Source organism: Aeromonas sp. 84A, assembly GCF_051919345.1.
Taxonomy (GTDB): Bacteria; Pseudomonadota; Gammaproteobacteria; order Enterobacterales; family Aeromonadaceae; genus Aeromonas; species Aeromonas veronii.
The window spans coordinates 983780-1009855 of sequence record NZ_JBQBEW010000001.1; the positions used below are offsets into that span (position 1 = coordinate 983780).

The window sequence follows — 26076 nt, forward strand, 5'->3', positions numbered from 1 at the left end:
CCCTTACCCCTGCTTGGCCAGTTCGGCCTTCACCAGTTGCTCCAGCTCCTCATAGGGGATGGCGCCCGGCACCAGCTGGTTGCCGATAAGCGTCGCCGGTGTGCCCTGTACCCCCAGAATGGTGCCGATGCGCAGGCTGTTGCGCAGCTCTTCGGTCGCCTTGGCGGCCGGTTTGAGCGCGGTGTTGCCGGTGGCCGCCAGCGCCTTGTTGATGTCCGCCTCGGTCAGCATCCCCTGCTTGCTCATCAGCTTGTCGTGAAGGGTGAGGAAGCGGGCGGGATCCTGCTGCCACAGGGTCAGGCTGTATTGGGCCGCCTTGGCGGAGGTCTGCCCCTTGAACGGCAGCAGCTTGATCACCAGCCCCAGATCGTCCGGATAGGCCTTGAGCAGTTTGGTCAGCTGGGGATCGAACTGCTTGCAGTAGGGGCAGTTGTAGTCGGTGAACAGCACCAGCGTCAGCTTGGGGTTTTTGGCTCCCAGACGCGGGCTGGTGGCGCTGTTGAACAGCACATCCTTGTTGCCCTTGATGAAGTTGCCAAGCTGCGCCTCCTGGGCTGCCGCGTTCTGTTTCTCCCAGGATTCGGCGGCCTCATCGAGGATCTTGGGATTGGCGATCAGGGTCTCGCGGATCAGCTCCTTGATGCGCGCCTCCTGCTCCGGGGTGAAGGGGGCAGCGTGCAGGGTCGGAGCCAGCAGGGCTGCAGAAAGGGAGGCCAGCAGGGTCAGGGTACTCAGAGTCGGTTTCATGGTTGCTCCTTAAAATCGGGTGGTGCCAGCCTGAAGCAGGCCAGCCTTGTGCAATGTGGTCAGCAGCTCGTCCTTGTCGAGCAGGGGTGACAGCGTGACCCCCTGCGGCAACTCCGGGCCGTAAATCTGGTTGAAGGGGACGGCCGCCGCGCCCCGCTTACGCAGGAAGGCGGCGATGGTGTCGTTCGGTTTGCTCCAGTCGCCGCGCAGGGCCACCACATCGGGGGCCGAGAGGGCCTGTTGCACCTCATCGCGCAGCAACACGTTGTATTTGTTGGCCTTGCAGGTGACACACCAGTCGGCGGTGACATCGATAAAGACCCGCTTGTTCTGGGCCAGCGCATCTGTGATGGCGCGTTCAGAGAGCGGCTGCCAGACCACCTTGTCAACACTGGCCGAGCCCTGCGCGCTAAAGGCGCCACTCAGCAGCAGGGGGCTGCCAATCAGGGCTGCGAGGGCGATCGCCAGCGTGAAGCCGCGGATGCCGTAACGCCAGATGATGCCACTCAGCAGCGCCAGCAGCATGGCAACTATCAGCCAGCCGGTGGCATAGCTGCCGAGATGATTGTCGAGCAGGCTGGTGAGCCAGAGGCTGGAGCCCAACATCATCAGGCCGAGCAGGATGCGCAGATGGTTCATCCAGCGCCCTGGTTTCGGCAGCCAGAGGGCGAGCCGTGGTAGGGCCGCCACCAGCAGCCAGGGTAGGCTCATGCCAATTCCGAGCGCGGTGAAGATCAGCCAGAGCTGGCCGAGTGGCGCCGCCAGCGCAAAGGCCACCGCGGTGCCGAGGAACGGTGCCGAGCAGGGGGTCGCCAGCAGAGTGGCGAAGCTCCCCTGCAGGAAGTGACCGCCGAGGCCGTTGCCGCCGCTGGTGGCGAGGCGGGTGCTGAGGGCGCTGGGCAGACGGATCTCGAACAGCCCCAACAGGTTGGCGCAAAACAGCATGGTGACCAGCACCATCAAGCCGATAAAACCGGCGCTCTGGAACTGAATGCCCCAACCGACGGCCCCTTGCGTGGCGCGCAGCAGGCTGCTCATGGCCGCCAGTACCCAGAAGGAGGCGATGATCCCGGCGCTGGCGGCGAGGAACTGCTTGCGCACCGTTCCCTGTTCACGATCCTGATGTTGCAACACAGTTCCCAGCTTGAGCGCCAGCACCGGCAGCACGCAGGGCATCAGGTTGAGGATCAGGCCGCCGAGCAGCGCTGCCCCCAGCAGCCAGAACAGCGAATGACTCTGGTTGGGCAGTGCGAGCGGTGCGCCGATCGTCCCCTTGCCCTGCCACGCCTGTTCGCCACTGGTGAGCAGCAGGCCGAGGGATTGGCCGCGCAGATCCGGCGCATCCCCCTGCCAGCCATCGCTCACCGGCACCCGGGCGATCAGGGTGTAGCCCTCGACCTCAAGCGCCGGTTTGCCAAATTCGGCCCCCTCCAGAGCGTCGATAAAGAGCGCTGGTGATTGCCAGCCCTCTGCCCGCTCGGCGCGCAGTTGCAGCTGGTTGTGCTGATAACCGAGCTCGACCTGGGTTTCGGCAGGCAATTGCTGGGGCAGGGTACTCATCGCCTTCGCCCAGGCAAAATCGAAGTCGGCTGGGGCCTGCCCATCCACCGCGAGGGTGAAGGGAAAGTCGGTCAGGATGCAGACATTGCTGCAGGTGGAGAGGCGCAGAGTCCCCTTGAGCGGTTGCCCAGTTGGGTAGTTGAGGCTGAGGGGGAAGGCCACCTCCCCCTGATAACCCTGGGTGTTGAGCCCGGCTACCTCGAAGTGGCGTGGCACCGGCCAGCGCCACTGAAAGTCACCGACCGGCTCGTCCCACAGGATCTGGGGAGCAATGCCCCCTTCTCCCGGGCTGTGCCAGTAGGTCTTCCAGCCCGACTCCAGCTCGACATCGAGCAGGATGCGGGTCTGATCTGCCGTGCTGCGGTCGGCCTGCAGCCGTACCCGGGCGTGATCATTCTGTGGGCTGGTGAGCCAGCCCGTGTCGCTGGCCAATCCCATGGATTGCCACAGCAGACCGCCCAGTAGCAGGGCCGCCTTGAAGAGATTCGACATCTTTTTGGTCTCGCAAAAATTGAGTGACAGCTAACGAAAGAACGCTGTCGAACTCATTCCCGCCAGACGCACAGGGTTAGATGCAGACGCCGCTCGGGCGGCGAGATGACTCTGGGAGGGGGCAGTGGCGGTGTGTAGCGCCAAAGGGGGGCCAGCAGGGCGATCAGCACCGCCACGGCAAAGAAGAGCTGTTCGACGCAGAGCAGGGTGGCGGCGCTTAGCCACTTGCCGTTGAGCTGGCAGCTGGTGGGCTGCGGGCTGGCCGGTTTGGCATCCTCTTGATCCGTTGCCGAGCCGGGAACGGGCAGTGCCTGACAGCTGAGGGCGTGATCGAGCAGGGCAAGCCGGGCCAGCGGCTGGGCCGCACAATTGAGCACCAGCAGGCAGACCAGCAGCAGGAGATGTTTCGCTACCCGTTGTTGCAACATCATGTTCGCCCCGTCCATCAAGATGGGGCCATCCTAACGACCAATGACGGGTGGGGCAAGTCGGCGGCGTATTGATGAGCTGCACTGTGGGTGGCGCGACGGGGAGGGTGGTCGGTTCTGTTTGGCGAACGCTTGTTCGCTAAAAGGGGGATCAGTATACTGCGCCGAGTTAAAACTCGAGGTGTTCGATGCTCAAAATTGCCCGTGTGCTGCTGCTTGGTCTGCTGCTCATTTTCTGGTTCCTGTTCGGCCTGCTGCTCTGTCTGGTTCGTCCGCGCCATCCCAACAACGTCTATGTTTTCGCCCGCATGTATCACGCGGTCTGCCCGCTGATCGGGCTGCGAGTCAAGGTGACGGTGGCCGACGAGGTCAAATCGGTCGGCCCGGCGGTCTACGTCTGCAACCACCAGAGCAACTTCGACATCTTCACCGTGACCGGTGCGGTGCAGCCTGGTGTGGTGGCAGTGGGCAAAAAGAGCCTGCTCTGGCTGCCGCTGTTTGGCCTTATATTCTGGCTCTCCGGCAACGTGCTGATCGACCGCTCCAACCGCTCCCGTGCCATCGGCACCATAGGTCAGGTGGTGGATCGCATCAAGAACCGTGGCACCTCCATCTGGATGTTCCCGGAAGGGACCCGCTCCCAGGGGCGTGGCCTGCTGCCGTTCAAGGCGGGCGCTTTCCACACTGCGGTACAGGCTGAAGTGCCCGTTGTGCCCATCGTCTGCTCCAGCTACTTCGGTCAGGTCGACCTCAATCGCTGGGACAACGGCGAAGTGCTGGTGGAAGTGATGGCCCCGGTCTGCAGCAAGGAGCACGGTGCCAGCGGCATTCGCGATCTCTCCGACACCTGCCGCGCCCGGATGGAGGCCAAGCTGACCGAACTGGATCGCAAGCTGGGCCACAGCCACGCCGCCTGACGGATATCGCAGACGAATCGACAAGGGAGCCACAGGCTCCCTTTTTGTTGGTAAAAATCACCACCAGGTTGGCTATTCTCACCAATAAACTCTTCTTGAATTTCCTCGGTAAATTCCCATCTATATGTAAAACAACAATAATTTTTCTTGGCACGGCTCTTGTAATGCAATGGGAAGAGATAGCCATCCCATCAACAAGGAGCCAGACCATGAGCGTATTCAGCCGCCTGACCGACGTGATAAATGCCAACCTGCACAGCCTGCTCGACAAGAGTGAAGAGCCGGAGAAGATGCTGCGCCTGATGATCGAAGAGATGGAGCAGGTGCAGGTCGAGATGCGTACCCAGGCCGCCCGCGTGATTGCCGAACAGAAGCAGCTGGAGCGTCACCAGCAGGCGTTGCAGGTACAGATCCTTGAGTGGTCTGCCAAGGCCGAGCTCGCCATCCAGAAGGGACGTGAGGATCTGGCCCGCGCCGCCCTCACCGAGAAGCTGGCGGAGGTCAAAAAATGTGAACAGCTGGAGCAGGACAAGGCCCGGGTGGCCGAGGTGCTGGCCCAGCTCACCGCCGACAGCGAGCGGCTGGCGGCCAAGCTGACCGAGGCGCGCGAGAAGCAGAAACTGCTGACCTTGCGCGAGCAGACCGCCCACAGCCGCATTCGTGCCCGCGCTCAGGTGGACAACCAGCGGATGCATGAGCTGATGGCGCGCTTTGATGGTTTTCAGGGCCGGGTCGATCAGCTGGAAGCCCAGCTGGAGGCGGCCACCTTGGGGCAGAATCCCTCGCTGGAGGCCCAGTTCCGCGAGCTGGAGCTCAATGACGAGATCGAGCGCGAGCTGGCTCGCCTCAAAGGCCAGAAGGCGGAGGTGTAATCATGAGCCCCTGGCCCAAGGATCTGGTGCATCGCAAGCTGACCGGGGTCTGCGCCGGTATTGCCAGGCGGTTGGGGGTCTCCAGAGTCACGGTGCGGGTGGTGTCACTGCTCGCCCTGATCCTGATGCCGCCGCTGGCACTGGCCGCCTATCTGCTGGCGGTGCTGGTGATGCCGCCCCGTTATGAATTGAAGCGCTGGCTGGATTGACCGAAGGGTTGATCAGCCGGCAGACAAGGTACTGATAAGGAGCAAGTTATGCTGGAATTTTTCATATTGCTGGTGGTGCTGCTGGTCATGGCACTGACCGGTTTTACCCTGGTAGCCATGTTGCTGGTGAGCGGCCTGTTCGTGCTGCTTGGGGCGCTGGGCGGCATGCTTGCTCTGATCATCAAGCTGGCCCCCTGGTTGCTGCTGGTGCTGGCGGTTTGCTGGCTGATCAGCAACCGAAGCAAGCGTTCCAATACCTACCTCTAACCCGCCTGAGGTTGTGCAAGACGTTGTGTGATGCTCCCTGATTTCCCCTTTCCGGCCACTCATCGAGTGGCCTTTTTTTGCCTGTCGTCCTCAAGGCTGGGTGGCTGCGGGTAACCACTGGGGGCTCCAGCGCTGCCAGAGTGCCGGGCTGTGGATCAGCTGCTCCTTGAAGGATTTCGGCTGCTGCTTGAGGCGATATTCGATGCGCAGAGCCGCCCCCTTCTCGCCGACTTCCTGTTGCCACGCCAGCGTCAGTGGCCCCTTGCCGCGCAGGGCGCGAGCCCCCTTGCCACTCTGGTGCTGGCGCAGGCGGCGCAGCGGATCCGTGCTGATCCCGGTATAGAGCAGGCCGGTGGCAGTACGCACCATGTAGACAGACCAGCGGGAAGGGGGGGATGGTTGCTGTGCCGGTGTGGTGGTCGCGGGTTCTCTCATTCAAATTCTCTGTGCCAAACTCAGAGGCAGCTCAAGGAGGTGCGATGAGAGTCTGGTTTTGGTTGTGGTTACTGTTGTCGGTCCCGGCTCTGGGGGAGACGATCCGTCTCTACGATTACCATCAGCATCCCCCCTTCAACACCGAAGTGGATGCAGGGCTGAGCCGCGAGCTGGTCAAGTATCTCAATGAAAAGCTGGGGGGTGAACCCAGAATCGAGCTCTGGCTGGTCAATCGCGCCCGACTGGCGCTGGAGATGGCGGATCCCGACTTTGACGGTCTGGTGGTCTGGGTCAATCCCGCCTGGGTGGGGGATCCCCATCGCGAGCGCTATCTCTGGACCTTTCCGGTGATGCGCGACACCAACGAGCTGGTCTCGAACATTTACAACCCGGTCACCTATCGCGGGCCTGACTCCCTAAAGGGGCTGGTGTTTGGTGGGGTGGAGGGCTACCGCTATCAGGGGATCGATGATGCAGCTGGCCGCGGGGAGCTGGTGCGTCAGGATGCCAAGAAGGTGAAGACCAATCTTGAGCTGCTGGTGCGCGGTCGCATCGATGTGACGCTGGTGAGTGGTTCATCGCTGGGCTTTTTCATCGACTCACAGCACTATCAGGGCAAGCTGTTTATCTCGCCCTTCCCCCAATCCAGCTATACCCGCCATATCCTGCTGCCCAAGTCTCGCCCCGAGCTGCATGCCACCCTCAACGACATCGCCGAGCAGATGGACAGAGATCCCCGTTGGCACAAGGTGCTGGAGTCTTATCGCGGTACGCCCTGAGGGCGGAGCTTGAGCCGATGCAGTGGCAACAGGCTCACCAGCAGACCAGCCCAGACAAAGGCGAAACCGACTGCCTTGATGGGGTCCGGCGCCTCACCAAACCAGTAGATGGCGAGCAGGAAAGCGAGGCTGGGCTCGATATATTGCAGCAGCCCCACCGTGCTCATCCGGGTTCTCGCCACCGCGTAGCAGAACAGCCCCACCGGCAGCAGGGTGGCGGGCGCACTGCCCATCAGCAGCAGCTTGTCGGCCAGATCTCCGTTCACGAATGCCCCTTCCCCGTGCCATGCCAGCGTGCCGATGATGATCAGCGCGACGGGCAGTTGCACCATGGCTTCCAGATAGAGGCTGGTGCCGGTGTCGTAGTGGATCTTCTTCTTGATAAGGCCATAGCAGGCGAAGTTGGCCCCCATGATGAGGGAGAACCAGGGGAGCTGGCCGTAGCAGAAGAGCATGTAGGCGAGCCCCGCCAGCGCCAGGGCGACCGCCAGATGCTTTTGCGGGGTGAGTCGCTCTTTGAGGAAGATGACGGCGAATACGATATTGAACAGCGGGGTCATAAAGAAGGCGAGGCTGGTGGTCAGCACCTGCCCGGTAGTGAGGCACCAGGTGAACATGCACCAGCTGATGGACATCACGGGGCCCGCCAGCAGAATGAGGCCGAGCTGGCGCGGCTCGCTGCGCAGTTGTGCCCAGGGCACCTGGTGGCCAAGCAGCAAAAACAGGGCACCCAGCAGCACCACAGACCAGAGCACCCGGTGGGAGATCAGCTCCCACATGTTGACCTCGGGCATGAATTGATAATAGAGCGGCAGCATCCCCCACAGGATGAAGGAGAGGGTCGCGGTGCCGGTACCTAGCCAGTTTTTCATTATTATCCGTTTATTAAATTAAACATCCATGGCGATAGTAGGGGGCGCGCCCTGTTTCCACAAGAGGGAAAACAGGGAAATGCTGGTACTATCAACGTCATGCAGCGAATCGATAAGTTGTTTGAGCAAATCAGGGCCTGCCGTCTGTGTGAGGCTCATCTGCCGTTGGGGCCTCGTCCGGTGATCCGCGGGGCCGAGAGTGCCCGCTTGCTGATCATCGGTCAGGCGCCCGGCACCCGGGTGCATGCCAGTGGTATCCCGTGGGATGACCCCTCCGGTGACCGGCTGCGCCAGTGGCTCGATGTTGATAAGGCCACCTTCTACGACGAATCCCGCATCGCCATCATGCCGATGGGGCTCTGCTATCCCGGCAGGGGAAAATCTGGCGATCTGCCACCGCGCCCCGAATGTGCGCCTACCTGGCACGACAAGGTATTGATGCTGTTGCCCAATATCGAACTGACCCTGCTGATCGGCCAGTATGCACAAGCCCATTACCTGCGGGGGGCGGCCAAGAGATCGCTCACCGACACGGTGCGCAGCTGGGCCGACTATGGCCCCGGCTGGTTGCCGTTGCCGCATCCCTCCCCGCGCAATACTCTCTGGCTCAGGAAGAATCCCTGGTTCGAAGATGAGATTGTCCCCCATCTGCAGCAAAGGGTCGCCCCGCTTCTGGGGAGACCCTGAGTATTAGAGCGCTGGCTCGGCCAGCGCTTTTGGCTTGCTGCGCGCCATGGCGATGAGCGGCAGGACGATGCAGATACAGCCCAGCAGCAGCGGCAGACCGGGCTGCTCGTCAAACAGCCACACCCCGATGGCCACCGCCATCAGCAGACCGGTGTACTCCGCCGAGGCGATCTTGCTCGCCTCCGCCTTGCGATAGGCCACCACGCACAATCCCGCATAGACCATGATCAGCGCCGAGGAGCCGAAAGCGGGCCACCACATCTGCCACTGCCAGTCGCCCCCTTCCCATAATGCCAGCGCCAGAATGAAGGGCATGCTCAGCACGTTGGTGAAAAAAAGGGTCTGGGCGATGGGCTGCTTGAGCGGGATCCGCTTGATCAGCAGATTGTTGAGCGCCATCGACAACGCCACCCCAAGCGCCGCCAGCGCGGCCCAGTTCACCTCGGTCGGGCGCAGCACGATCAGTACCCCGATAAACCCGATAACTGCGGTCAGCACCTTCTGGCGCGAGATCGCTTCCCCCGCCATCCACACTGCCAGCGGCACCATCATCAGGGGGGCGGCATAGAAGAGGGCATTGGCAGTGGCGAGCGGCAAGCGGGTGAGGGCCACCACCATCAGGCAGACGCCGACCGCCCAGATATGGGCCCGCAGCAGGTGCCACTTGATGGCCACCGGTGGGTTGCGGCGCCATGACCAGAGCAGCCAGGGCATCAGCAGAATGGCGGCCGAGAGCTGGCGGAAAAAGACAAACTGGAAGATGGGCTGATCTGGCTCCAGCACCTTGACCAGTGCATCGGAAAAAACCGCCACCATATTGCCCAGCACCAGATAAAGGATGCCGATCCCTACTGCATTCATACCGCCTCCCACTTCAGATGAGCGGAGGGTAGCGTGCCGGTTGATATCCAGTAAAATGATAAAAAATGACCACTCATGAGATATTTAGATAATGAAGCTTCCTCCCCTGCGTGCGGTGCAATATTTCGAGGTAGTGGCCCGGCTGCTCAGCTTCTCCCGTGCCGCCCTTGAACTGAACGTCAGCCAGAGTGCGGTCAGCCACCAGATCCGCCTGCTGGAGGATTTTCTGGGTGAGCGCTTGCTACTGCGTCAGGGGCGGTTGCTCTCGTTGACTCCACAGGGGGAGAGCTACTTCGAAGGGATTGCCGCCGGGCTCAGCCAGATTGCCCAAAGCAGTGAACAGTTGCGTGGTGGTGGCGAGATGCGGCTGCGCCTCGCAGTCTACAGCTCGTTTGCGGTGAAGTGGCTGATCCCGCGGTTGGCCGGATTGCGCCAGCTCTACCCCGAGCTGGATTTGAGTCTGGAGATGGTGGCGGAAGATCCCGAGCTATCTGATCGGGTGGCAGACTGCTTTATCACAGTCTCACCCCACGGGCGGGGCTACTGCCACGACCTTATCTATCAGGAGCGGCTCTTTCCGGTCTGCGGTCGCCGCCTGTTGCAGCAGATCAGCGGGGAGTGGCCTGAGGCCATCTGGCAGCTGCCGCTGCTTTCGGTGCAGTCCATCTACAAGGCGCGGGGGGAGGATTGGCAGCGCTGGGCCAAGGCGGGTGGGCTGGTGATTCCGGACGAGGCGCGGATGCACCACTTCAGCCATGTGCTGTTGGCGATGGAGGCGGCAGCCTGGGATCAGGGGGTGGCATTCGTGAATGATTACATGCTGCGGCCCGATGATCCCCAGCTGGTGGCCTTGCCGGTACACCAGCTGGAGACGGGGGATGCCTTCTACTTCACCTGCAAGCGCTCGCGGGCTCATGAGCCTGCCATCAGCCGGTTGCGCCAGTGGCTGATGATGGAGACACGCCAGAGCATGCCGCTCTAGCCTGCACCGTTACGCTCTCTTGAACTGGCTCAGCACAAACAGGCTGGTGGCACAGACGACGACCGAAGGCCCAGCCGGGGTGTCCTGATACCAGGAGAGGGTCAATCCACCCAGCACGGCGAGACAGCCGATCAGCGCGGCAAAGCCCGCCATCTGCTCCGGCGTCTGGCTGAAGCGGCGGGCGGTGGCGGCGGGGATGATCAGCAGGGAGGTGATGATCAGTGCCCCGACAAACTTCATCGCCACGGCAATCACCAGCCCGATGAGCAGCATCAATACGCAGCGCAGCAAATCGACCCGGATCCCCTCTACCCGTGCCAGCTCTTCCGAGATGGTCATGGAGAGCAGGGGATCCCACAGTCGCCACAGGGTGAGCAGCACCAGCGCGCCACCGCCGTAGATCCAGAGCAGATCTATCGGTTGCACCGAGAGCAGGTCGCCGAACAGGTAGGCCATCAGATCCACCCGCACGTTATCCATAAAACTCAAGGTAACCAGACCGAGGGACAGGGCGCTGTGGGCCAGAATGCCGAGCAGGGTATCGGTCGCCACCTGCTGGTTGCGACTCATGATCACCAGCAGCATCGCCATGGCGAGGCAGCAGACCACTACCGCCAGAGTGAGATCGACCTGCAGCAGGATGCCCAGCGCGATGCCGAACAGGCAGGCGTGGGAGAGGGTGTCGCCAAAGTAGGCCATCTTGCGCCATACCACGAAGCTGCCGAGGGGGCCGGCCAGCAGGGCGATGCCGAGACCGGCCGCGAGGGCGTATAACAGAAAGCTGTCCACTTGAATGTCCTGTTGCTTGCGCTATTTGCTGTGAGCGTTGTTGCGAGAGGGCAGGCGGATGACGGGAGCCTGCGGTTTATGATGATGGTGTTCGCCGTCGCAGTGGTGATGGTGGGTATAGACCGCCAGCACCTCCTGCTCCGGTCGCCCGAACAGGCGGGCAAATTCGGGGTGGCGCGCCACGCTTTCCGGCTCGCCATGACAGCAGACGTGGCGATTGAGGCAGATCACCTCGTGGGTGCTGGCCATCACTAGATGCAGGTCGTGGGAGACCATCAGCACGGCGCAATTGAATTCGGCGGCGAGCTGGCCGATCAGGGCATAGAGCTCGATCTGGCCGGTGATATCGACCCCTTGTACCGGCTCGTCCAGCACCAGCAGCTCGGGCTTGACCAGCAGGGCGCGAGCCAGCAGCACGCGCTGCATCTCGCCGCCGGAGAGTTTTTGCATCCGGTTTTCCAACAGTCCCTCAGCGCCTACCCGGGCCAGAGCTTCCTCGATGGAGAGACGGCTGTTTTTGCCCAGCTGCAGGAAGCGGCGCACCGTCAGCGGCAGGGTGGGATCCAGATAGAGGCGTTGGGGCACATAGCCGACTCTCAGATCGCGGCTGCGGGTGATCTTGCCCGAGTCCGGGGTGAGCAGACCCAGCACCAGCTTGCTCAGGGTGCTCTTGCCCGCCCCGTTGGGGCCGACGAGCGTGGTGATTTTGCCTTTATTGAGGGTAAAGGAGACCTTGTCGAGCACAGAGCGTCCATCAAACGAGAGAGAGACCTCTTTCAGCTCTACCAGTTGGCTCATGACAACTCCGGGGTTTACAGCCAGTGAGAGTTATAATATAACAAAAAGAGGCTGTTATATTATCACATACTCACCCCCTGACGAGATTCACCAATGAGAATTATTGCGCTTTTCACTGCCCTACTGGCGGTGAGTTTGCCTGTTCGTGCCATTGAGGTACTGACCACCATCAAGCCCCTTGGCTTCATCGCAGCAGCGATCACTGACGGGGTGAGCGAGCCCAAGGTATTGCTGCCGACCGGTGCCTCTCCCCACGATTTCTCCCTGCGTCCGTCCGATATTCGCAGCATCAACAGTGCCGATCTGGTGGTGTGGGTTGGCCCCGAGCTGGAAGGTTTTATGGCCAAGCCGCTGGCCAACCATCCCCATGCTCTGGCCCTGACTCAGGTTGAGGGGATGCCGCTGTTCAACTACGCGACTCAGGATAGTCACGACTCCCATGACCATGATGATCACGATCATGCCGCCCACGAGCACGGTGACCATGATGAAGGGCATGAAGGACATCATCACGAAGGGGTCGATCCCCATATCTGGCTTGGCCCGACGCAGTCCAAAGTGATTGCCAAGGCGATCGCAAGTGAATTGGGCAAGCTGGATCCGGCCAATCAGGCTCGTTATGACGCCAACCTCGCGGCATTTGATGCCAAGGTAGATGCCAAGGACAAGGTGATTGCTGGCCAGATGAAGGCAGTGAATGAGAAGGGGTACTTTGTATTCCACGAGGCGTATGGCTACTGGGAGCGCCACTACGGCATGAGTTCAAAGGGCCACTTTACCGTGAGCCCTGAGCGTCGCCCGGGCGCCAAGACCCTGGTGGATATTCGCAAGGCACTGGAAGAGAAGCAGGCGAGCTGCATTTATGCCGAGCCGCAATTCTCACCGGCTGTGATCGAATCGGTGGCTCGCAATACCGGCGCCAAGGTACTGTTGCTTGATGAGGTGGGTGAACAGGTACCGCTCGGCCCGGATGGTTATCCCCAATTCATGCAGCAACTGGCAGACGCATTTGCCCAATGTCGCTGATCAGCGGCTGAGTCTCTCATCCGGAGGGGCTATACTGACCTCCAGCATCTGACATGGAGTGTCCGGTATGAAATGGTTGTTGATCCCGGCTTGCACGTTGGCGCTATGTTGCGCCAACGTGCAGGCTTCGCGTCTTTCCGAATATATTGCCAGTCCGGATCTGCGGGCCAAGTTGCAGGAAGTGTATGGTGGCCGCGCCATTCAACGGGCCGAGGCATTCTCTCGCCTGCTCACCCCCAGAGCGGGTACAACCGACCAGCAGAAGATCGAGCTGGTGAACAACTACTTCAACAATCTCACCTATAGCGAGGATCCCAAGCTGTGGGGAGATGAGGATTACTGGGCCAATCCGCTGGAGTTCATCGGTGCACGGGGTGGGGATTGCGAGGATTACAGCATCTCCAAGTACTACACCCTGATGGAGCTGGGGGTGGATGAGAAGAAGCTGCGACTGGCCTACGTCAAGGCGGTGCGTTACAACCAGTTCCACATGGTGACGCTCTACTTCCCGACACCCAAGGCTGACCCACTGGTGCTCGACAACATCAACAGCCGGATCCTGCCGGGTAGCAAGCGTACCGATCTCATTCCCGTTTACAGTTTCGATGCCAAAAGCATCTGGATCATGAAGTCACGGCGGGAAGGGACGCTGGCGGGGAGTGCCGATCGGTTGGCGCAGTGGACATCGATGAAGACCCGCTTCTCCAGCGAGCAACTGCGCTCTCCTCGTCGTCAGTTATAGCTTGCCCGCCACCTTCAACTCATCGAAATATTTCGCCGCGCCCGGATGCTGCTCAATACTCAGCACCGGGCCGGTTTTATTGCGTGCCCGGTGAAACATATTGGCGTAGCCATAAGTCTGCTCATTGAACTTGGTCTGCTGGGTCAGCATGGCCTTGGTCAGACGATAGACAGACTCTTCCGGCATGTTTGCATTGGTGACCAGGGTGGCGGCAATGGCAAAGGTGGGGGTCGCCTTCAGATTGCCGGGGTAGATGCGGGCGGGCACCTGACTGCGTTGGTAATATTTGACCCCTTTGAGTAGCTGATCCCGGGTGGCCCCATCGATGGGGAGGAAACTGACCGCGCAACGTTTGGCGGTGTCGAGCACAATCCGGTTGGGATGCCCCATCACCAATGCAAATGCGTCGATCTGCTTGCTGCAGAGCGCATCCGGCAGGTTGGCCATGCTTTTCAGATCGAGATCCTGCTCTTTCGCTCCCAAGATGTTGAACAGGGTCAGCGCCGTCTGGCGTGTTCCCGAGTTCTTCAACCCCATGTCGATGGGGGCGAGCTTGAGCTGTTCCAGTGAAGTGATATCGCCATCGGCACGGATCACTATGGTGAAGGGCTCGGCATGGGTGGCAAACAGGGCGCGCAGCTCAGGTTGCGGCTGCGTGGTAAAAGGGCCCAAGCCCTGACTTGCCTGATACAGCCAGTCTGACTGCACCATGGCGTAGGCGGTCTCGCCACTCTTCAGTCGCGTCAGGTTTTCTATTGAACCCGATGAGCTCTTCAGTGTGCACGTAAGTTGCTCGTCGACCTCATGAGCCAGACGGCAAAACTCTTTGCTTATCTGGTGATAAATCCCCTGCTCACCCCCGGTGGTGATAGTGACGGTTTCAGCCATCAGGGCGGGTTGCCACAGCAGGGGCAACAGCATGGCGAGCTTCTTCATGATTGCGCCTCCTTGGCATAACCATCGATACCCCAGGTCCGCAGTTTGTCGATGTCGCGACACTCTCCCGATTCTGCCAGCAGGGTATAACCGGCGGCATGCATGGTTTGGGAGAGTAGATTCCAGTAGAGCGGCGCATCGGTCAGCTGACAGCTGATAAAGATGGGATTGAGCGGGTCAAGTTGATTGAAGGTATCCGCATTGAGGGGAATGGCGCTGAAGGCGAGTTCACACCCCTGTTCCTGCAACGCAGCCAAGGTAGACTGGCCGTGGGCGGGAAAGGTGGCTACATCCCAGCGCCAATCCAGTGTTTTTCCTCGCCCCTGGCTTAGCAGAGGGGCGATCTCGGACCATTGCGGGTGATTGAGCAGGGAGAGGGGCAGCAAGACCCCTTCTATATGAGAGTGCTGCCACTGTTGCAGGGCGCTCTGGATGGTTGCGAGATCGCTGTCGGCACCGAGGGGCTGACTGGGCAAGAAACGCTGATAGAGCGCGATCTCCCCTTGTGTGGAGACAAATTTTTGCAGTTGCCCGCCTTCCGGCAGTGGGCTCACTCCTTGCAGCGGCTGTGGGGTCGTCAGTGGCAGCAGTTTTCCCAGCTGGGTGATTTTGAGTCGTTGTTGCAGCAGATCCCGTTTGCGTTCGGAAACCAATTGGTTGATGGAAAGTGCCACTTCTTTGAGGTCTTGCAACCAGGGAGTGGGCAGGGTGCTGTTGAACTGGTGTTTGCGAATACGGATCAGCTGCAGGTTGATCTGCTCCAGGGGCTGCAGCAGGCGTTTGCACACCAGGGAGATGATCAGGGTAAATACGACGAGGCCCGCCAGCAGCGCCAGACCGGTGCGACTGATGGCATTCCACAGATGCTGATAGGCGTAGCCGCTATGTCCTTCAAGGGTCAGAGTGCCTAGCATGCGCCAGCCATCGGTCAACTCTTGCTCAATCTTGACGGGGGGCATGCCGATAACCGAGGGAAGCCAACCGGGGACATTTTGCTGGGTAGAGTGGAATGCCTTCTGAAACAGCACCTGACCATCCGGATCCACCAGAATGACCGAGCTGACGAAACCGCCATCAAACATGGCATTGACGATGGTCTCGGCCAGCACATTGTCGTCATTGAGCAGGGTTCCTTGCAGCACCAGCCCGAGAGCGGTGATGGCGGTTTCCAGGTTGGCTGACATCTGGTCGAGGATGGATTGGCGGACCGTCGTGGCTTCTAGTGCAAACAGCAGCGCTGCACCGATCAGGAACAGGACGACAATTATTCTGATTAACAGTTTTACTAACGACATGTCCACTCCATGGAAAAGTTATCGCAACATTTTGGGTTTCTATTCAGAATAGAATCCGACCCGGTTCTTAAAAATAGGAAAAAATGGTTAATAAAGACGATCATTTCTGCCCATCCGGGCGGGTTATGCATAAAATGTGAGGTTCATGCAGATTGTGATGAACTATTTGTAACTATTTGTGTCCAACAAACAGTTTTATACGGTTTTGTCACAGCAGACATCGCAACTCACACTCTTTAGATCTAAATACAGGATAGCGGATGAAACGTCTCCGTCCCTTGGTAGTACAGGCTGCCAATTGGGAACCACCGGTTCCCCGCAAACACTTTTACGCCATGCTGATGCTGACGGCCATGACCCTGTCAGCAGTGGCATTATTGCCAGCTCCGGGTGACATCCTTGAGCGGCCGCTGCGTCTTGAGTTGCCCATTGATACCGCAGGTACGGCAACCAACGAAAACAACACCGACTTTAACGAAATTCCCGATCACGAACTGGTTGATCAGAGTGCGCCGGATGACGACATCCCGGTCGACACCACCCCCCAGTGGCAGGATTACCGGGTCCGCAACGGCGAAAACCTGACCGCTATTTTTAACAATCTCGGTCTATCCACCACCACCCTCTACAAGGTGCTGGACGCGGACAACAAGCACTATCTGGCGCGCCTCAAGCCGGGCCAGAATATCGAGCTGCTGATCGATCAGGACAACATCCTGCAGCAACTCAAAATCCGCCTGAACATCAAGCAGACGCTGGTGATGGCACGCAGCGATGATGCCTATACCGCCTCTATGATCAATGAGAAGGTCGAGTGGCAACCGCAGCGTTACAACGGCGTGATCAACGGCAGCTTCTATGTCAGTGCCCGCAATGCGGGGATTCCAGCCAACCATATCCAGAAAATTGCCAACCTGTTCCAGTGGCGAATGAATTTCGCCAAGGATCTGCAGAAGGGCGACAAGTTCAAAGTGCTGGTACGCCAAGAGACGGTGGAAGGCAAGAGCACTGGCAACAGCCAGCTGCTGGGTGTGGAAGTGACCAGCCAGGGCAAGACGGTATCGGCCTGGCTCTCCGATGACGGCAACTATTACGACGGTCAGGGCAACAGTCTGGAGCGCGGTTTCCGCCGCTACCCGACTCACAGCCGCTATCGGATCAGCTCCAATTTCAACCCTGCGCGCAAACATCCGGTAACCGGTATGGTGCGTCCTCACGAGGGCACTGACTTTGCGGTGCCGGTGGGCACGCCAGTGCTGGCGACCGGCGATGGTGTCGTCCAGAAGGCAACCAGTCACCCACTGGCGGGTACCTATATCGTCATCAAGCATGGCCGTACTCTCTCTACCCGTTATCTGCACCTGAGCAAGCTGCTGGTCAAAACCGGTCAGCGAGTGAAGATGGGCGACAAGATCGGCCTCTCCGGCAACACAGGTCGCTCGACCGGTGCTCACCTGCACTACGAGCTGCGGATCAACAACCGCCCGGTCAATGCCATGACCGCCAAGCTGCCGATGGCTGAACCGCTCAGCGGCAAGGAGCGTCGTCAGTTCCTTGCCAAGGTGAAGAGCTACCGCAAGGAGCTGGCCGCGGGTTGATTCCTGTCGTCACAGCCTGAAATGAAAGGCCCCGCCAGATTGGCGGGGCCTTTTTACATGCGCAGTGAGGGTTAGTAACCCTTGTCGAAGTCGATTTTGCCATCCAGTGGCTGGCCATCGATAAAGCGGATGTAGTTGCGCACAAAGATCTGGGCTACATCATCCGGGAAGCTGTAGGCGCTGTTGTGGGGGGTGACGATGAGGTTGGGTTGGCCCCAGAGTGGACTGTCGGCGGGCAGCGGCTCCTGCTCGAACACATCCAGCACCGCCATCGCCAGCTTGCCGGTACGCAGTGCGGTGAGCAAATCGCCCGAGTGCACGGCGCTGCCACGACCGACGTTGAACAGGATGGCGCCCGGTTTGCAGTGTTCGAAGCGGGCGGCATTGAACAGATGACGGGTATCGCGGGTGGCTGGCAGCACGCTGACGATGACATCGGCCTGCGCCAGCATCTTGTTGAGCGCAGGTAGCTGATAAACCTGATCAAACCCGGCCCGCTCCCGACCGCTGCGGCTGATGCCCAGCACCTTCATGCCAAAATGTTTGCCGGTGTGGGCAATATGCTGACCAATGCTGCCGGTCCCCAGGATCAGCATGGTGCGCCCCTTGAGGCCCTGATAGGGGTGGCTTTGCCACAGTCGCTGTTTCTGCTGTTCCCGATAAAGGGGAATTTGGCGCATCAGGCTGAGCAGATGACCAAAGACATACTCGCTCATCAGCGGGCCGAAGATGCCACGCACATTGGTGAGTTGATAGTCGCGGCGACTGTCAGGGTCGAGCAGCACATCGACTCCCGCATAGGTGGACTGGAACCAGCTCAGCTTGTTGGCTTGGGGCAGCAGCGGTTTGGCACGGGCCGGTTCGGCCATCAGAATATGGGCTTCGCCGATCAGCTTCTCGGCATCGCTCTGGTTATCGGCTCGCAGAATGCGCAGATGGGGGAGATTGGCGGCCTTGAGCAGCCGTTCGTAGTGAGCATTATCCTGGCTGAGCAAAAGAAGGGTACGTTGGCTCATACTCTTGTTCCTTATCAGAATTTGCGGCGCAACAAGATGCCGCTCTCGACCCATCTTACCTGACTTCATATCGCAACATAGCCGACCAGGGCGCTTTTTCGTTTTCGCCGCGCCCCTCGTGGGCTACAATCTGCCCCACATTTTGCAAAGGATCCGACTCCAGTGTTTGGTGACAAGTTTTATAAGCGACTGGCCGAGCTACAGCCTTGGCAACAGACCGTCTACACCCTGGCGCTGGCAGAGCGCATGTACCCCAACTATGCCCTGTTCTGTCAGGCTTCCGGCTTTGGCAATGCTGGTGCTTTCCGGCATGCGCTGGATCAGATGTGGGTCTATCTCACCGTCAAGGGATCCCGGGTCAATCTGGGGGCCATTCTCGAAGAGTTCGAGTCTCACATTCCGGATCCCCGCAAGTTTGAATCCTACGGTGCCTATCCTGCGCTGGATGCCTGTGTTGCGCTGGGCTGCGCCTACAACTCGGTGATCTGCCGGGTCGGCGAAGAGGCCAACGATGCCAGCCATGCGTCAGTCGGTACCGTGGCCGGTTTTATTGAGCTGCTGGAAGAGCGGGATCTGACCGAAGAGGAGCTCTACGAGCACGAGTACATGGAAGCCGAGCTGGAGTTCCAGGTTGAACTGCTCAAGCGGGTTGCCCATGAGCGCGACAGCGATCGAATCCTGGCCATCAGAGCATTCGCCTCTCAGGATGGCGTCTCCAATATCGGGATCAGCCTGGAAGAGTAATTCTCTGCGGCCCCTGATCGAAAAAAGCTCCCGTTCGGGAGCTTTTTTTATGCCTGAAATTGTTCAGCAGCTTATGCCTGCTCTTCGGTGAGGGGTCTGACGCTCAGCACCGGGGCCGCGTCGATTTCGTCTGCATTCATCATGGATGAGATGTGTTGCAGGGAGGAGAGCAGCAGGGTCTGCTCCCACGCTTCCAGCGCCTGAAAACGTTGGATGAAGCGCTCTTGCAGCGGGGTCGGGGCCTGGGCCAGCAGGGCGCGGCCTGCGTCAGTCAGTGTCGCGTGAACCTTGCGCTTGTCGGTATTGCTGCGAACGCGCTGCACCAGTTGACGGCTCTCCAATCGGTCCATGATGGTGGTGGCGGTGGCCTGGCTCATGTTGGTGTGATCGGCCAGCTGACGCATGGAGATCTGTCCCAGCTCGTCGATCCCTTTGAGCAGCAAGAGTTGCGGAGAAGTTAGCCCGGCTTCTTTGATCAAGCGCCTGGAGTGCATGTCGATGGCACGAATAATCTGGCGCAGGGCGACCAGCACTTCATCATGTTTTTCCATGGGGTGTGCGTCATTGGAGGGCTATGTAGAGGCGCAAAATTTTCCGCCTAATTCGTCACAAGGTCAATATGGTTTTTGTTGTAATAATTTCTGCTCTAATTAATTTTGTGTTAGGTTGACGGGCATTTCACGGAATTCACCCTGACATTTGAGGAGCGAAATGATGAATGACGAGCTGGATATCAAGTCTCTGGTGGCCGAGTTACGTGTGGTCAGAGTGCGCTATGAACTGCCGGATACCTCGGCTTTTGTGCGCTATCAGCCTGCCTATGATGAAGACCCCAACAACCTCAAGGTGCACCACTATGATGGTGAGTTACCCCTCTCTTGCAGTGAGACAGGTACTTTCAACCTAAAGGAGTTGGTGAATGAATTACGCTACGCCTATGTGCTGGTGCACCTCTTTCCTGACGAAAGTGCCATGAACTTCTATCTGACCGGCCTCGATACCGGCCTGGCCCAGCTGGAGTTCATCGGCGGCTCTTACGACTTCAACCGCCTCTGGATCACCAGCGGTGTCTCCAATCTGGGTGTCCCCATGGCCATCTTCCTCGGCAAGCGTCACGCCGTGAACGGCCAGCCCTCGGTTTCGCTGGTGGATCACCGCGAACAGGCAGCCGGCAAACTGGTCTATCGCGCCATCGGCGGTGCCGGTGATCATGTGGGCGAAGACTTTTTCAACAACGACTAAGGAGGCTGGATGCGAGCAAGCAAAGGGCTATTGAAAGGCCTCAACCCCACCATGGCCATGACGGCCCTCACCGTGATCACCCTGTTTTTGCTGTTTGGCGTATTTGTTCCCGATACCGCGGCCGCCTGGTTTGTCGGTGCCAAGGATCAGATTATTGCCGGGTTCAAGTGGTACTACATTCTGGTGGTCGCCCTGTTCCTGTTCTTCGCTGTCTACCTGATGTTCAGCCGTTTTGGCAGCATCCGGCTGGGTGACGACGACCAGGTACCGGAGTTCGGCTACTTCGCCTGGTTCTCCATGCTCTTTAGCGCAGGCATGGGTATCGGTCTGGTGTTCTGGAGCATCGCCGAGCCAATGAACCATCTGCAGGGAAATCCGTTCATTACCGAAGGGATGACCCCGGAAGCGGCCCAGATCGCCATGCGCCTCACCTTTTTCCATTGGGGCCTGCACCCCTGGGCCATCTATGTGATCGTCGGCCTGTCACTTGCCTTTTTCAGCTACCGGCGCAAGTTGCCGCTGGCGATCCGCTCTGTGCTTTACCCCATCCTTGGCGAGCGAATCTACGGTTTCTGGGGCCATGCGGCCGATGTGCTGGCCGTGTTCGGCACCGTCTTCGGGGTGGCGACCTCCCTTGGTCTGGGGGTCTCCCAGATGAATACCGGCCTCAACCAGATGTTTGGTATGGCGGTGTCGCAGTCCAACCAGCTCTGGCTGATTGGCGGTATCAGCCTGATCGCCACTCTGTCGGCGGTTTCCGGGGTCGGGCGCGGAGTGAAAATCCTCTCCGAGCTCAATATCTGGCTGAGCGTCTTCGTACTCGCACTCTTTCTGGTGCTGGGGCCGACCACCTATATCCTCAACGCCTATGTGCAGAACATCGGTGATTACCTGCAGAACATCGTCAAACTGAGCTTCTGGACCAACACCGAGGCCAACGGCACTTCTGCCTGGCAGTCGAGCTGGACGGCGTTTTACTGGGGCTGGTGGATTGCCTGGGCGCCGTTTGTCGGCATGTTTATCGCCCGCATTTCCAAGGGGCGTACTATCCGCGAGTTTGTGCTTGGTGTGTTGCTGGTCCCCTCGCTGCTCGGCATGTTCTGGCTCACCGTGTTTGGCGGTACGGCGATGAATCTGGAGCTGTTTGGCGGTGGCGGCGTGGTCGCTGCGGTCAATCAGGATGTGACGCTGGCGCTCTACAAAACGGTCGAGCTGCTGCACTGGAATACCTTCGGCTGGATCGCCAAGGCAGTGTTGACCCTGCTCATCTGCACCTACTTCATCACCTCCAGTGACTCGGGCACGCTGGTCATCACCACCCTGCTCTCCATCGGTGATCAGGAGCCGCCGGTACTGCACCGCGCCGTATGGGGTCTGGGGCAGGGGCTGGTTGCCGCTATCCTGCTGGTCTCTGGCGGCCTGGCAGCCTTGCAGGCAGCCAGCATCATAGCCGCGCTGCCGTTCTCGGTGATCATGCTGGCGATGTGCTATTCGCTGATGCTGGGGCTCAAGCAGGAGAGCCAGCGCCAGTTCGAGTATCGTCAGAACCTCAAGCGCCACGATGGTTCATCCCATATGAGCCTGATGGAGCGAATTGGTCCGGCATAACGGCACCAGCAGGGGTTAGCGCCCCCTCACATATCAATCTGGATGCAAAACGGCCGCCCTGGCGATGCTCTCCTTGCGGAGCTCATCATCAGGGCGGCCGTCTGTTATGGGGCCGAGGTTACTCCTCGATAAAGGTCCACTCATCCTTGATGCGGCTAATGGCATCGGTCCGCTTTTTGGCGAGCTGCTCCTTGATCTCTTCTCCCTTGTAACCGGCCGCCACTATCTCTTTCACCGGCACCGCCTGGGCGGCAGCCAGCGCTTCGGCCACATAGTCCGGCTCGGCGTAGACCCGCTCCTCGAAACCGGTGCGGCCGTGGAAGTCGGCGCGGCAGGCATCCAGCAACTGAGCAAAGCGCTCGGGGCGACGCCAGGCATCAGCCTTGTCGAACACCTTGAGCAAGGTGGCGGGTTTGAGCTCAAAGGCGATGTGGATGTGGGTATGCAGATCGCTCACCAGCAGCGCCAGATCCCGGCACTCGTTGGGTACCCGGAACCGTTCGCACAGGGCGCGAATAAGCGGCAGCCCCTTCTGGCCATGACCGTGATGGCTTGGCCAGAACTCCTTGGGGGTTACTCCCTTGCCAAGGTCATGGCAGAGGGCAGCAAAGCGGACGGTCAATTCCGGAGAGATCCGGCACGCCTGCTCCAGCACCATCAGGGTGTGGATGCCGGTGTCGATCTCCGGGTGCCACTTGGCCGGGGCGGGGACGCCAAACAGCGCATCAATCTCTGGGAACAGCGCCTTCAGGGCGCCGCACTGGCGCAGCACCTCGATAAAGATCTGCGGGGTCGGCCCCAGCAGCACTTTTTCCAGCTCCTTCCAGACTCGCTCCGGCGTGAGGTGGGCCAGCTCGCCGGCGGCCGTCATCTCGCTCATCAGGGCGAGGGTCTCCGGCGCTATGGTAAAGCCCTGAGCGTGGAAGCGGGCGGCGAAGCGGGCGACCCGCAGGATGCGCAGCGGATCTTCGGCAAAGGCGGGAGATACGTGGCGCAGCAGCCGCTTTTCCAAATCCTCGATGCCACCGTAGGGATCGTGGAGTTGGCCCTGATCATCTTCGGCGATGGCGTTGATGGTGAGATCCCGGCGCAGCAGATCCTGCTCCAGCGTCACATCGGGGGCGGCGTGGCAGACAAAACCGGTGTAGCCCCGACCCTGTTTGCGTTCGGTACGGGCGAGGGCATACTCCTGCTGGGTTTTGGGGTGAAGAAACACGGGAAAGTCGCGACCGACCTGGGTAAAACCCAACGCCAGCATCTGTTCCACGGTAGCGCCGACCACCAGATGATCCCTATCGCCCTGCGGCAATCCCAGCAGGCGATCCCGCACTGCGCCCCCAACCAGATAAGTCTGCAAACCGTCTCTCCCGTCATCAATCGTGGGGCCGAGTATATCGTCTTTGTTACCGCTTTGCTGCCTGGCCACCACCTGCCCGCAGCGCCAGTCAGCGCGGCTTTGACTTGGGCGTGACGAGGCCTTACGCTGCCGCACCAGACAGCTGGCGCTGTGTTGTGGGATGACTTTATGCCCGCGCAGGCCAGATGAGCCGAAGGAACCGCAGAGTTCCCCTTATATCAACGACATGAGAACAACGTGAATCAATCAACCTTCGCAAGCCGGGTTCTGGAGTGGTACGAGCTTCATGGCCGCAAAACCCTGCCCTGGCAGCAGGAGAAGACCCCTTACCGGGTCTGGGTCTCGGAGATCATGCTGCAGCAGACCCAAGTCGCCACAGTCATCCCCTATTACCAGCGTTTTATGGCGCGCTTCCCCGATGTGGTGGCGCTGGCCGATGCCCCTGTCGATGAGGTGCTGCACTACTGGACCGGGCTTGGCTACTACGCCCGGGCCCGCAACCTGCACAAGGCGGCCCAGCAGATCCGCGATCACCACCACGGCCTCTTTCCCGAGCGCTTTGACGAGGTGATGGCGCTGCCGGGGATTGGTCGTTCTACCGCCGGGGCCGTGCTGTCGCTCTCTCTGGGTCAGCCCCACGCCATCCTTGATGGCAACGTGAAGCGGGTACTCACCCGCTGGCTGGCGCTGCCGGGCTGGCCCGGCCAGAAACAGGTGGAGAACGAACTGTGGGAGATCGCCATCCGGCTCACTCCCAAGCTGGGTGTGGCGCACTACAACCAGGCGATGATGGATATCGGGGCCACTATCTGCACCCGCAGCAAGCCAGCCTGTGATCGCTGTCCGGTGCGGGCCGATTGCCAGGGGCTGTCGCAAGGCAACCCCACTGCCTACCCCAACAGCAAGCCGAAGAAGAGCATTCCGGCCCGCGATGGCGTCATGTTGTTGATCCGCCATGGTGACGAGTTATTGCTGGAGAAGCGGCCGCCACAGGGGATCTGGGGCGGGCTCTACTGCTTCCCGCAGGTGGCCTCGCTGGCGGAGGTGGATGGTCTGCTGGCATCCCTCGGCCTGAGCCATCACGGTTATCGTGAACTGGCCGGTTTTCGCCATACCTTCAGCCACTTCCATCTCGATATTCAGCCGCTGCTGATTGACATTGATGAGGCGCAGCCGCTGCGGCTCATGGAAGCAGATAACCGACTCTGGTATAACTTACGCCATCCTGCCGAGGTGGGGCTGGCGGCCGCCACGGCCCGTCTGCTCGCCTATCCAGAGTTACAACCATAGAGGTCAACATGAGCCGTACTGTATTTTGCCAACGCCTGAAAAAAGAGGGCCCGGGTCTGGATTTCCAACTCTATCCCGGTGAGCTCGGCAAGCGGATTTTTGACAACATCAGCAAGGAAGCCTGGGCCGAGTGGCAGAAGAAGCAGGTGATGCTGATCAACGAGAAAAAGCTCAACATGATGAATCTTGAGCATCGCCAGCTACTGGAAAAAGAGATGGTCAGCTACCTGTTTGATGCAGGTGAAGTGCAGATCGAAGGTTACACCCCGCCTGCCCAGTAAGCTCTCCGGCTGTTGTACGTGTGAACAGGTGCGGGAATGGCGCCACACTGGCGTGACCGCTCCTGAAGTCGCAGCAAATGAATGATGGGCAGCTCTGCTGCCCGGTTTGAGGATCCTATGGGCCGAATTTTTTGGCTGCTGTGCACCCTGCTGTTTCTCTCTGCCTGCTCATCTTCCCCCAAGCCCAGCGGGAGTGAGGATGACGATCTGGTCAACGGCAAGGACATCCGCGGTTTTGAACACATGATCAGCGCGCTCTCCCATAACGTGAACGAGATATGGGGGCGGGAGGCGCTGTTTGCGGGCAAGTTTGACTACGTCAAATACACGGATCAGTACAAGAGCCGGGCCCACATCGACTTCTCCAGCGGTCACATCATGGTGGAGACGGTCTCGGGCATCGATCCCCGCGCTCACCTGCGTCGCGCCATCATCGAGACCCTGTTGACGCCGGACGATCCGGCCGAAGTGGATCTTTACTCCGACCGGGAAATTCTGACCGGCGGCGAGCCCTTCCTCTACGGTCAGGTGCTGGACAATCAGCGCCAGCCAATCCGCGCCTCCTGGCGCGCCGAGCGGTATGCCGATTACCTGCTCAACACGGCGATGAAGAAGCGCACTCTGGGTATTCGCACCATCTTCTTCGTCGATATTCCCATGGTGGCCAACCATGAAGATCGACGGGGCTACAAGTATGCGGGGATCATCCGGGAAGCGTCGCGCAAATACGGCGTGCCGGAGAGCCTGATCTATGCGGTGATCAAGACCGAGAGCAGCTTCAACCCCTATGCGGTGAGCCATGCCAACGCTTATGGCCTGATGCAGGTGATCCCGGCTACCGCCGGTCGTGACGTCTATGTTCGGGTCAAGGGCAAGAACGGCCAGCCGACCCGGGAGGAGCTGTTCAACCCGGCCTACAACATCGATGTTGGTACCGCCTATCTGCACCTGTTGCAGACCGTCTATCTGGCGGATATTCAGGATCCGCGCTCCCGTCGCTATGCGGTGATCTCCGCCTATAACGGTGGTGCGGGCGGGGTACTCAATACCTTCTCCAGCGATCGCAAGGCGGCGCCGGGCCGGATCAACCGGCTCTCCCCCGAGGCGGTCTATCAGGTGTTGACCGAGCAGCATCCCAAAGAGGAGGCGCGCCGTTACCTCTACAAGGTCAATCAGGCCGAGAAGGGGTTCAAGAGAGCCTTTGCCAGTCGGGCCGGTTAAGCGGTGACGCTGGGTTAACCATGCA

The 26076-nt window shown here is 59.8% G+C and carries 29 protein-coding genes; 16 read left to right on the plus strand and 13 right to left on the minus strand.

Features of this window, described 5'->3' with window-relative positions:
- Window positions 1-3 precede the first annotated feature (3 nt).
- From ACTG20_RS04665 to ACTG20_RS04675, 3 genes are read right to left on the minus strand one after another with little or no spacing between them, the layout of a single operon-like run.
- Complete coding sequence (locus ACTG20_RS04665) at window positions 4-747, minus strand: DsbA family protein (protein WP_194495034.1); 744 nt, start codon at window positions 745-747, stop codon at window positions 4-6.
- Window positions 748-756: 9 nt separating this feature from the next.
- Window positions 757-2799, minus strand: coding sequence for a protein-disulfide reductase DsbD family protein (locus ACTG20_RS04670; protein ID WP_194495032.1), 2043 nt, complete (start codon window positions 2797-2799; stop codon window positions 757-759).
- A 53-nt stretch (window positions 2800-2852) separates the two neighbouring features.
- Window positions 2853-3230 carry a hypothetical protein gene (locus tag ACTG20_RS04675; RefSeq protein ID WP_005354882.1) on the minus strand — a complete coding sequence of 126 codons (378 nt, stop codon included), beginning with the start codon at window positions 3228-3230 and terminating at the stop codon, window positions 2853-2855.
- A gap of 185 nt (window positions 3231-3415) precedes the next feature.
- Between ACTG20_RS04675 and ACTG20_RS04680 the strand changes: the two genes are divergently transcribed.
- The 4 genes from ACTG20_RS04680 to pspG all read left to right on the plus strand — a co-directional run bounded on the left by ACTG20_RS04680 (window position 3416) and on the right by pspG (window position 5492).
- A complete protein-coding gene (locus ACTG20_RS04680; protein ID WP_128815929.1) occupies window positions 3416-4144 on the plus strand; it encodes a 1-acylglycerol-3-phosphate O-acyltransferase in 729 nt (242 codons plus the stop codon).
- A 209-nt stretch (window positions 4145-4353) separates the two neighbouring features.
- Window positions 4354-5016 carry a phage shock protein PspA gene (gene pspA, locus ACTG20_RS04685; protein WP_128834208.1) on the plus strand — a complete coding sequence of 221 codons (663 nt, stop codon included), beginning with the start codon at window positions 4354-4356 and terminating at the stop codon, window positions 5014-5016.
- 2 nt (window positions 5017-5018) lie between these two features.
- Complete coding sequence (locus ACTG20_RS04690; protein ID WP_194495031.1) at window positions 5019-5225, plus strand: PspC domain-containing protein; 207 nt, start codon at window positions 5019-5021, stop codon at window positions 5223-5225.
- Window positions 5226-5273: 48 nt separating this feature from the next.
- Window positions 5274-5492: an envelope stress response protein PspG gene (gene pspG, locus ACTG20_RS04695; RefSeq protein ID WP_005335871.1), complete on the plus strand. Its 219-nt coding sequence runs from the start codon at window positions 5274-5276 to the stop codon at window positions 5490-5492.
- A gap of 90 nt (window positions 5493-5582) precedes the next feature.
- On the opposite strand, the gene ACTG20_RS04700 is transcribed toward pspG, so the two are convergent.
- Window positions 5583-5927, minus strand: coding sequence for a GIY-YIG nuclease family protein (locus tag ACTG20_RS04700; protein ID WP_194495029.1), 345 nt, complete (start codon window positions 5925-5927; stop codon window positions 5583-5585).
- Window positions 5928-5971: 44 nt separating this feature from the next.
- On the opposite strand from ACTG20_RS04700, the gene ACTG20_RS04705 reads away from it, so the two are divergent.
- The gene (locus tag ACTG20_RS04705; RefSeq protein ID WP_194495027.1) at window positions 5972-6706 is read left to right on the plus strand and encodes a substrate-binding periplasmic protein; all 735 of its coding nucleotides are present in this window, start codon (window positions 5972-5974) and stop codon (window positions 6704-6706) included.
- Here ACTG20_RS04705 and rarD read toward each other — a convergent pair.
- Window positions 6688-7578 (minus strand): EamA family transporter RarD, encoded by an 891-nt coding sequence (rarD, locus tag ACTG20_RS04710; RefSeq protein ID WP_194495025.1) that lies wholly within the window; start codon window positions 7576-7578, stop codon window positions 6688-6690. The genes ACTG20_RS04705 and rarD overlap by 19 nt on opposite strands.
- 99 nt (window positions 7579-7677) lie before the next feature.
- On the opposite strand from rarD, the gene ACTG20_RS04715 reads away from it, so the two are divergent.
- Window positions 7678-8265 (plus strand): uracil-DNA glycosylase family protein, encoded by a 588-nt coding sequence (locus ACTG20_RS04715; RefSeq protein WP_194495023.1) that lies wholly within the window; start codon window positions 7678-7680, stop codon window positions 8263-8265.
- 3 nt (window positions 8266-8268) lie between these two features.
- On the opposite strand, the gene ACTG20_RS04720 is transcribed toward ACTG20_RS04715, so the two are convergent.
- Window positions 8269-9126, minus strand: a complete 858-nt coding sequence (locus tag ACTG20_RS04720; protein ID WP_194495021.1) for a DMT family transporter — start codon at window positions 9124-9126, stop codon at window positions 8269-8271.
- Between the two features lie 91 nt (window positions 9127-9217).
- Here ACTG20_RS04720 and ACTG20_RS04725 point away from each other — a divergent pair, with 91 nt between their 5' ends.
- Window positions 9218-10108, plus strand: a complete 891-nt coding sequence (locus ACTG20_RS04725) for a LysR substrate-binding domain-containing protein (RefSeq protein ID WP_194495015.1) — start codon at window positions 9218-9220, stop codon at window positions 10106-10108.
- A gap of 9 nt (window positions 10109-10117) precedes the next feature.
- Here ACTG20_RS04725 and znuB read toward each other — a convergent pair whose 3' ends face one another.
- Both znuB and znuC read right to left on the minus strand, forming a co-directional pair.
- The gene (gene znuB, locus ACTG20_RS04730; RefSeq protein ID WP_194495013.1) at window positions 10118-10897 is read right to left on the minus strand and encodes a zinc ABC transporter permease subunit ZnuB; all 780 of its coding nucleotides are present in this window, start codon (window positions 10895-10897) and stop codon (window positions 10118-10120) included.
- 21 nt (window positions 10898-10918) lie between these two features.
- The gene (znuC, locus tag ACTG20_RS04735; protein ID WP_144714010.1) at window positions 10919-11695 is read right to left on the minus strand and encodes a zinc ABC transporter ATP-binding protein ZnuC; all 777 of its coding nucleotides are present in this window, start codon (window positions 11693-11695) and stop codon (window positions 10919-10921) included.
- Between the two features lie 93 nt (window positions 11696-11788).
- Here znuC and znuA point away from each other — a divergent pair, with 93 nt between their 5' ends.
- Both znuA and ACTG20_RS04745 read left to right on the plus strand, forming a co-directional pair.
- Window positions 11789-12721, plus strand: a complete 933-nt coding sequence (znuA, locus tag ACTG20_RS04740; RefSeq protein WP_194495011.1) for a zinc ABC transporter substrate-binding protein ZnuA — start codon at window positions 11789-11791, stop codon at window positions 12719-12721.
- A 67-nt stretch (window positions 12722-12788) separates the two neighbouring features.
- Window positions 12789-13463 carry a transglutaminase-like cysteine peptidase gene (locus ACTG20_RS04745; protein WP_005335848.1) on the plus strand — a complete coding sequence of 225 codons (675 nt, stop codon included), beginning with the start codon at window positions 12789-12791 and terminating at the stop codon, window positions 13461-13463.
- Here the strand turns inward: ACTG20_RS04745 and ACTG20_RS04750 are convergent.
- Entirely contained in the window at window positions 13458-14399 is a 942-nt protein-coding gene (locus tag ACTG20_RS04750; protein WP_108612064.1) for a TAXI family TRAP transporter solute-binding subunit, read from the minus strand. The two genes, ACTG20_RS04745 and ACTG20_RS04750, sit on opposite strands and share 6 nt — an antisense overlap.
- On the minus strand, window positions 14396-15694 hold the full coding sequence (locus tag ACTG20_RS04755; RefSeq protein ID WP_194495009.1) for a LapD/MoxY N-terminal periplasmic domain-containing protein: 1299 nt from the start codon (window positions 15692-15694) through the stop codon (window positions 14396-14398). Before ACTG20_RS04755 ends, ACTG20_RS04750 begins: the two co-directional genes overlap by 4 nt.
- Before the next feature lie 260 nt (window positions 15695-15954).
- On the opposite strand from ACTG20_RS04755, the gene mepM reads away from it, so the two are divergent.
- A complete protein-coding gene (gene mepM / locus ACTG20_RS04760; protein ID WP_439987487.1) occupies window positions 15955-17292 on the plus strand; it encodes a murein DD-endopeptidase MepM in 1338 nt (445 codons plus the stop codon).
- A 71-nt stretch (window positions 17293-17363) separates the two neighbouring features.
- On the opposite strand, the gene ACTG20_RS04765 is transcribed toward mepM, so the two are convergent.
- On the minus strand, window positions 17364-18308 hold the full coding sequence (locus tag ACTG20_RS04765; RefSeq protein ID WP_439987488.1) for a D-2-hydroxyacid dehydrogenase: 945 nt from the start codon (window positions 18306-18308) through the stop codon (window positions 17364-17366).
- Window positions 18309-18470: 162 nt separating this feature from the next.
- Here ACTG20_RS04765 and ACTG20_RS04770 point away from each other — a divergent pair, with 162 nt between their 5' ends.
- A complete protein-coding gene (locus ACTG20_RS04770; protein ID WP_021231718.1) occupies window positions 18471-19052 on the plus strand; it encodes a YjaG family protein in 582 nt (193 codons plus the stop codon).
- A gap of 71 nt (window positions 19053-19123) precedes the next feature.
- Here the strand turns inward: ACTG20_RS04770 and ACTG20_RS04775 are convergent, their stop codons facing one another.
- Window positions 19124-19603 (minus strand): MarR family winged helix-turn-helix transcriptional regulator, encoded by a 480-nt coding sequence (locus tag ACTG20_RS04775; RefSeq protein ID WP_439987489.1) that lies wholly within the window; start codon window positions 19601-19603, stop codon window positions 19124-19126.
- Window positions 19604-19766: 163 nt separating this feature from the next.
- On the opposite strand from ACTG20_RS04775, the gene ACTG20_RS04780 reads away from it, so the two are divergent.
- Complete coding sequence (locus ACTG20_RS04780) at window positions 19767-20294, plus strand: hypothetical protein (RefSeq protein ID WP_069526903.1); 528 nt, start codon at window positions 19767-19769, stop codon at window positions 20292-20294.
- A 9-nt stretch (window positions 20295-20303) separates the two neighbouring features.
- Window positions 20304-21902, plus strand: a complete 1599-nt coding sequence (locus ACTG20_RS04785; RefSeq protein ID WP_236357707.1) for a BCCT family transporter — start codon at window positions 20304-20306, stop codon at window positions 21900-21902.
- Between the two features lie 118 nt (window positions 21903-22020).
- Here the strand turns inward: ACTG20_RS04785 and ACTG20_RS04790 are convergent, their stop codons facing one another.
- Window positions 22021-23259 (minus strand): multifunctional CCA addition/repair protein, encoded by a 1239-nt coding sequence (locus tag ACTG20_RS04790; protein WP_005363034.1) that lies wholly within the window; start codon window positions 23257-23259, stop codon window positions 22021-22023.
- Between the two features lie 237 nt (window positions 23260-23496).
- Here ACTG20_RS04790 and mutY point away from each other — a divergent pair, with 237 nt between their 5' ends.
- The 3 genes from mutY (at window position 23497) to mltC (ending at window position 26051) form a co-directional block, all read left to right on the plus strand.
- On the plus strand, window positions 23497-24549 hold the full coding sequence (gene mutY / locus ACTG20_RS04795; RefSeq protein WP_005363032.1) for an A/G-specific adenine glycosylase: 1053 nt from the start codon (window positions 23497-23499) through the stop codon (window positions 24547-24549).
- An 8-nt stretch (window positions 24550-24557) separates the two neighbouring features.
- On the plus strand, window positions 24558-24830 hold the full coding sequence (locus tag ACTG20_RS04800) for an oxidative damage protection protein (protein WP_005335828.1): 273 nt from the start codon (window positions 24558-24560) through the stop codon (window positions 24828-24830).
- A 117-nt stretch (window positions 24831-24947) separates the two neighbouring features.
- The gene (gene mltC / locus ACTG20_RS04805) at window positions 24948-26051 is read left to right on the plus strand and encodes a membrane-bound lytic murein transglycosylase MltC (RefSeq protein ID WP_005354839.1); all 1104 of its coding nucleotides are present in this window, start codon (window positions 24948-24950) and stop codon (window positions 26049-26051) included.
- The last annotated feature ends 25 nt before the right edge of the window (window positions 26052-26076 follow it).

What these genes read in the sequence shown, in the direction of transcription:
- ACTG20_RS04725 (WP_194495015.1), top strand. Translation starts at nt 9,218, where the DNA reads ATGAAGCTTCCTCCCCTGCGTGCGGTGCAATATTTCGAGGTAGTGGCC.
- ACTG20_RS04665 (WP_194495034.1), bottom strand. Translation starts at nt 747, where the DNA reads ATGAAACCGACTCTGAGTACCCTGACCCTGCTGGCCTCCCTTTCTGCA.
- ACTG20_RS04705 (WP_194495027.1), top strand. Translation starts at nt 5,972, where the DNA reads ATGAGAGTCTGGTTTTGGTTGTGGTTACTGTTGTCGGTCCCGGCTCTG.
- ACTG20_RS04785 (WP_236357707.1), top strand. Translation starts at nt 20,304, where the DNA reads ATGCGAGCAAGCAAAGGGCTATTGAAAGGCCTCAACCCCACCATGGCC.
- ACTG20_RS04745 (WP_005335848.1), top strand. Translation starts at nt 12,789, where the DNA reads ATGAAATGGTTGTTGATCCCGGCTTGCACGTTGGCGCTATGTTGCGCC.
- rarD (WP_194495025.1), bottom strand. Translation starts at nt 7,578, where the DNA reads ATGAAAAACTGGCTAGGTACCGGCACCGCGACCCTCTCCTTCATCCTG.
- pspG (WP_005335871.1), top strand. Translation starts at nt 5,274, where the DNA reads ATGCTGGAATTTTTCATATTGCTGGTGGTGCTGCTGGTCATGGCACTG.
- pspA (WP_128834208.1), top strand. Translation starts at nt 4,354, where the DNA reads ATGAGCGTATTCAGCCGCCTGACCGACGTGATAAATGCCAACCTGCAC.
- znuA (WP_194495011.1), top strand. Translation starts at nt 11,789, where the DNA reads ATGAGAATTATTGCGCTTTTCACTGCCCTACTGGCGGTGAGTTTGCCT.
- ACTG20_RS04675 (WP_005354882.1), bottom strand. Translation starts at nt 3,230, where the DNA reads ATGATGTTGCAACAACGGGTAGCGAAACATCTCCTGCTGCTGGTCTGC.
- ACTG20_RS04700 (WP_194495029.1), bottom strand. Translation starts at nt 5,927, where the DNA reads ATGAGAGAACCCGCGACCACCACACCGGCACAGCAACCATCCCCCCCT.
- ACTG20_RS04800 (WP_005335828.1), top strand. Translation starts at nt 24,558, where the DNA reads ATGAGCCGTACTGTATTTTGCCAACGCCTGAAAAAAGAGGGCCCGGGT.
- ACTG20_RS04690 (WP_194495031.1), top strand. Translation starts at nt 5,019, where the DNA reads ATGAGCCCCTGGCCCAAGGATCTGGTGCATCGCAAGCTGACCGGGGTC.
- ACTG20_RS04750 (WP_108612064.1), bottom strand. Translation starts at nt 14,399, where the DNA reads ATGAAGAAGCTCGCCATGCTGTTGCCCCTGCTGTGGCAACCCGCCCTG.
- ACTG20_RS04755 (WP_194495009.1), bottom strand. Translation starts at nt 15,694, where the DNA reads ATGTCGTTAGTAAAACTGTTAATCAGAATAATTGTCGTCCTGTTCCTG.
- ACTG20_RS04780 (WP_069526903.1), top strand. Translation starts at nt 19,767, where the DNA reads ATGAATGACGAGCTGGATATCAAGTCTCTGGTGGCCGAGTTACGTGTG.
- ACTG20_RS04720 (WP_194495021.1), bottom strand. Translation starts at nt 9,126, where the DNA reads ATGAATGCAGTAGGGATCGGCATCCTTTATCTGGTGCTGGGCAATATG.
- mepM (WP_439987487.1), top strand. Translation starts at nt 15,955, where the DNA reads ATGAAACGTCTCCGTCCCTTGGTAGTACAGGCTGCCAATTGGGAACCA.
- ACTG20_RS04670 (WP_194495032.1), bottom strand. Translation starts at nt 2,799, where the DNA reads ATGTCGAATCTCTTCAAGGCGGCCCTGCTACTGGGCGGTCTGCTGTGG.
- ACTG20_RS04680 (WP_128815929.1), top strand. Translation starts at nt 3,416, where the DNA reads ATGCTCAAAATTGCCCGTGTGCTGCTGCTTGGTCTGCTGCTCATTTTC.
- ACTG20_RS04765 (WP_439987488.1), bottom strand. Translation starts at nt 18,308, where the DNA reads ATGAGCCAACGTACCCTTCTTTTGCTCAGCCAGGATAATGCTCACTAC.
- ACTG20_RS04715 (WP_194495023.1), top strand. Translation starts at nt 7,678, where the DNA reads ATGCAGCGAATCGATAAGTTGTTTGAGCAAATCAGGGCCTGCCGTCTG.
- ACTG20_RS04775 (WP_439987489.1), bottom strand. Translation starts at nt 19,603, where the DNA reads ATGGAAAAACATGATGAAGTGCTGGTCGCCCTGCGCCAGATTATTCGT.
- mltC (WP_005354839.1), top strand. Translation starts at nt 24,948, where the DNA reads ATGGGCCGAATTTTTTGGCTGCTGTGCACCCTGCTGTTTCTCTCTGCC.
- znuC (WP_144714010.1), bottom strand. Translation starts at nt 11,695, where the DNA reads ATGAGCCAACTGGTAGAGCTGAAAGAGGTCTCTCTCTCGTTTGATGGA.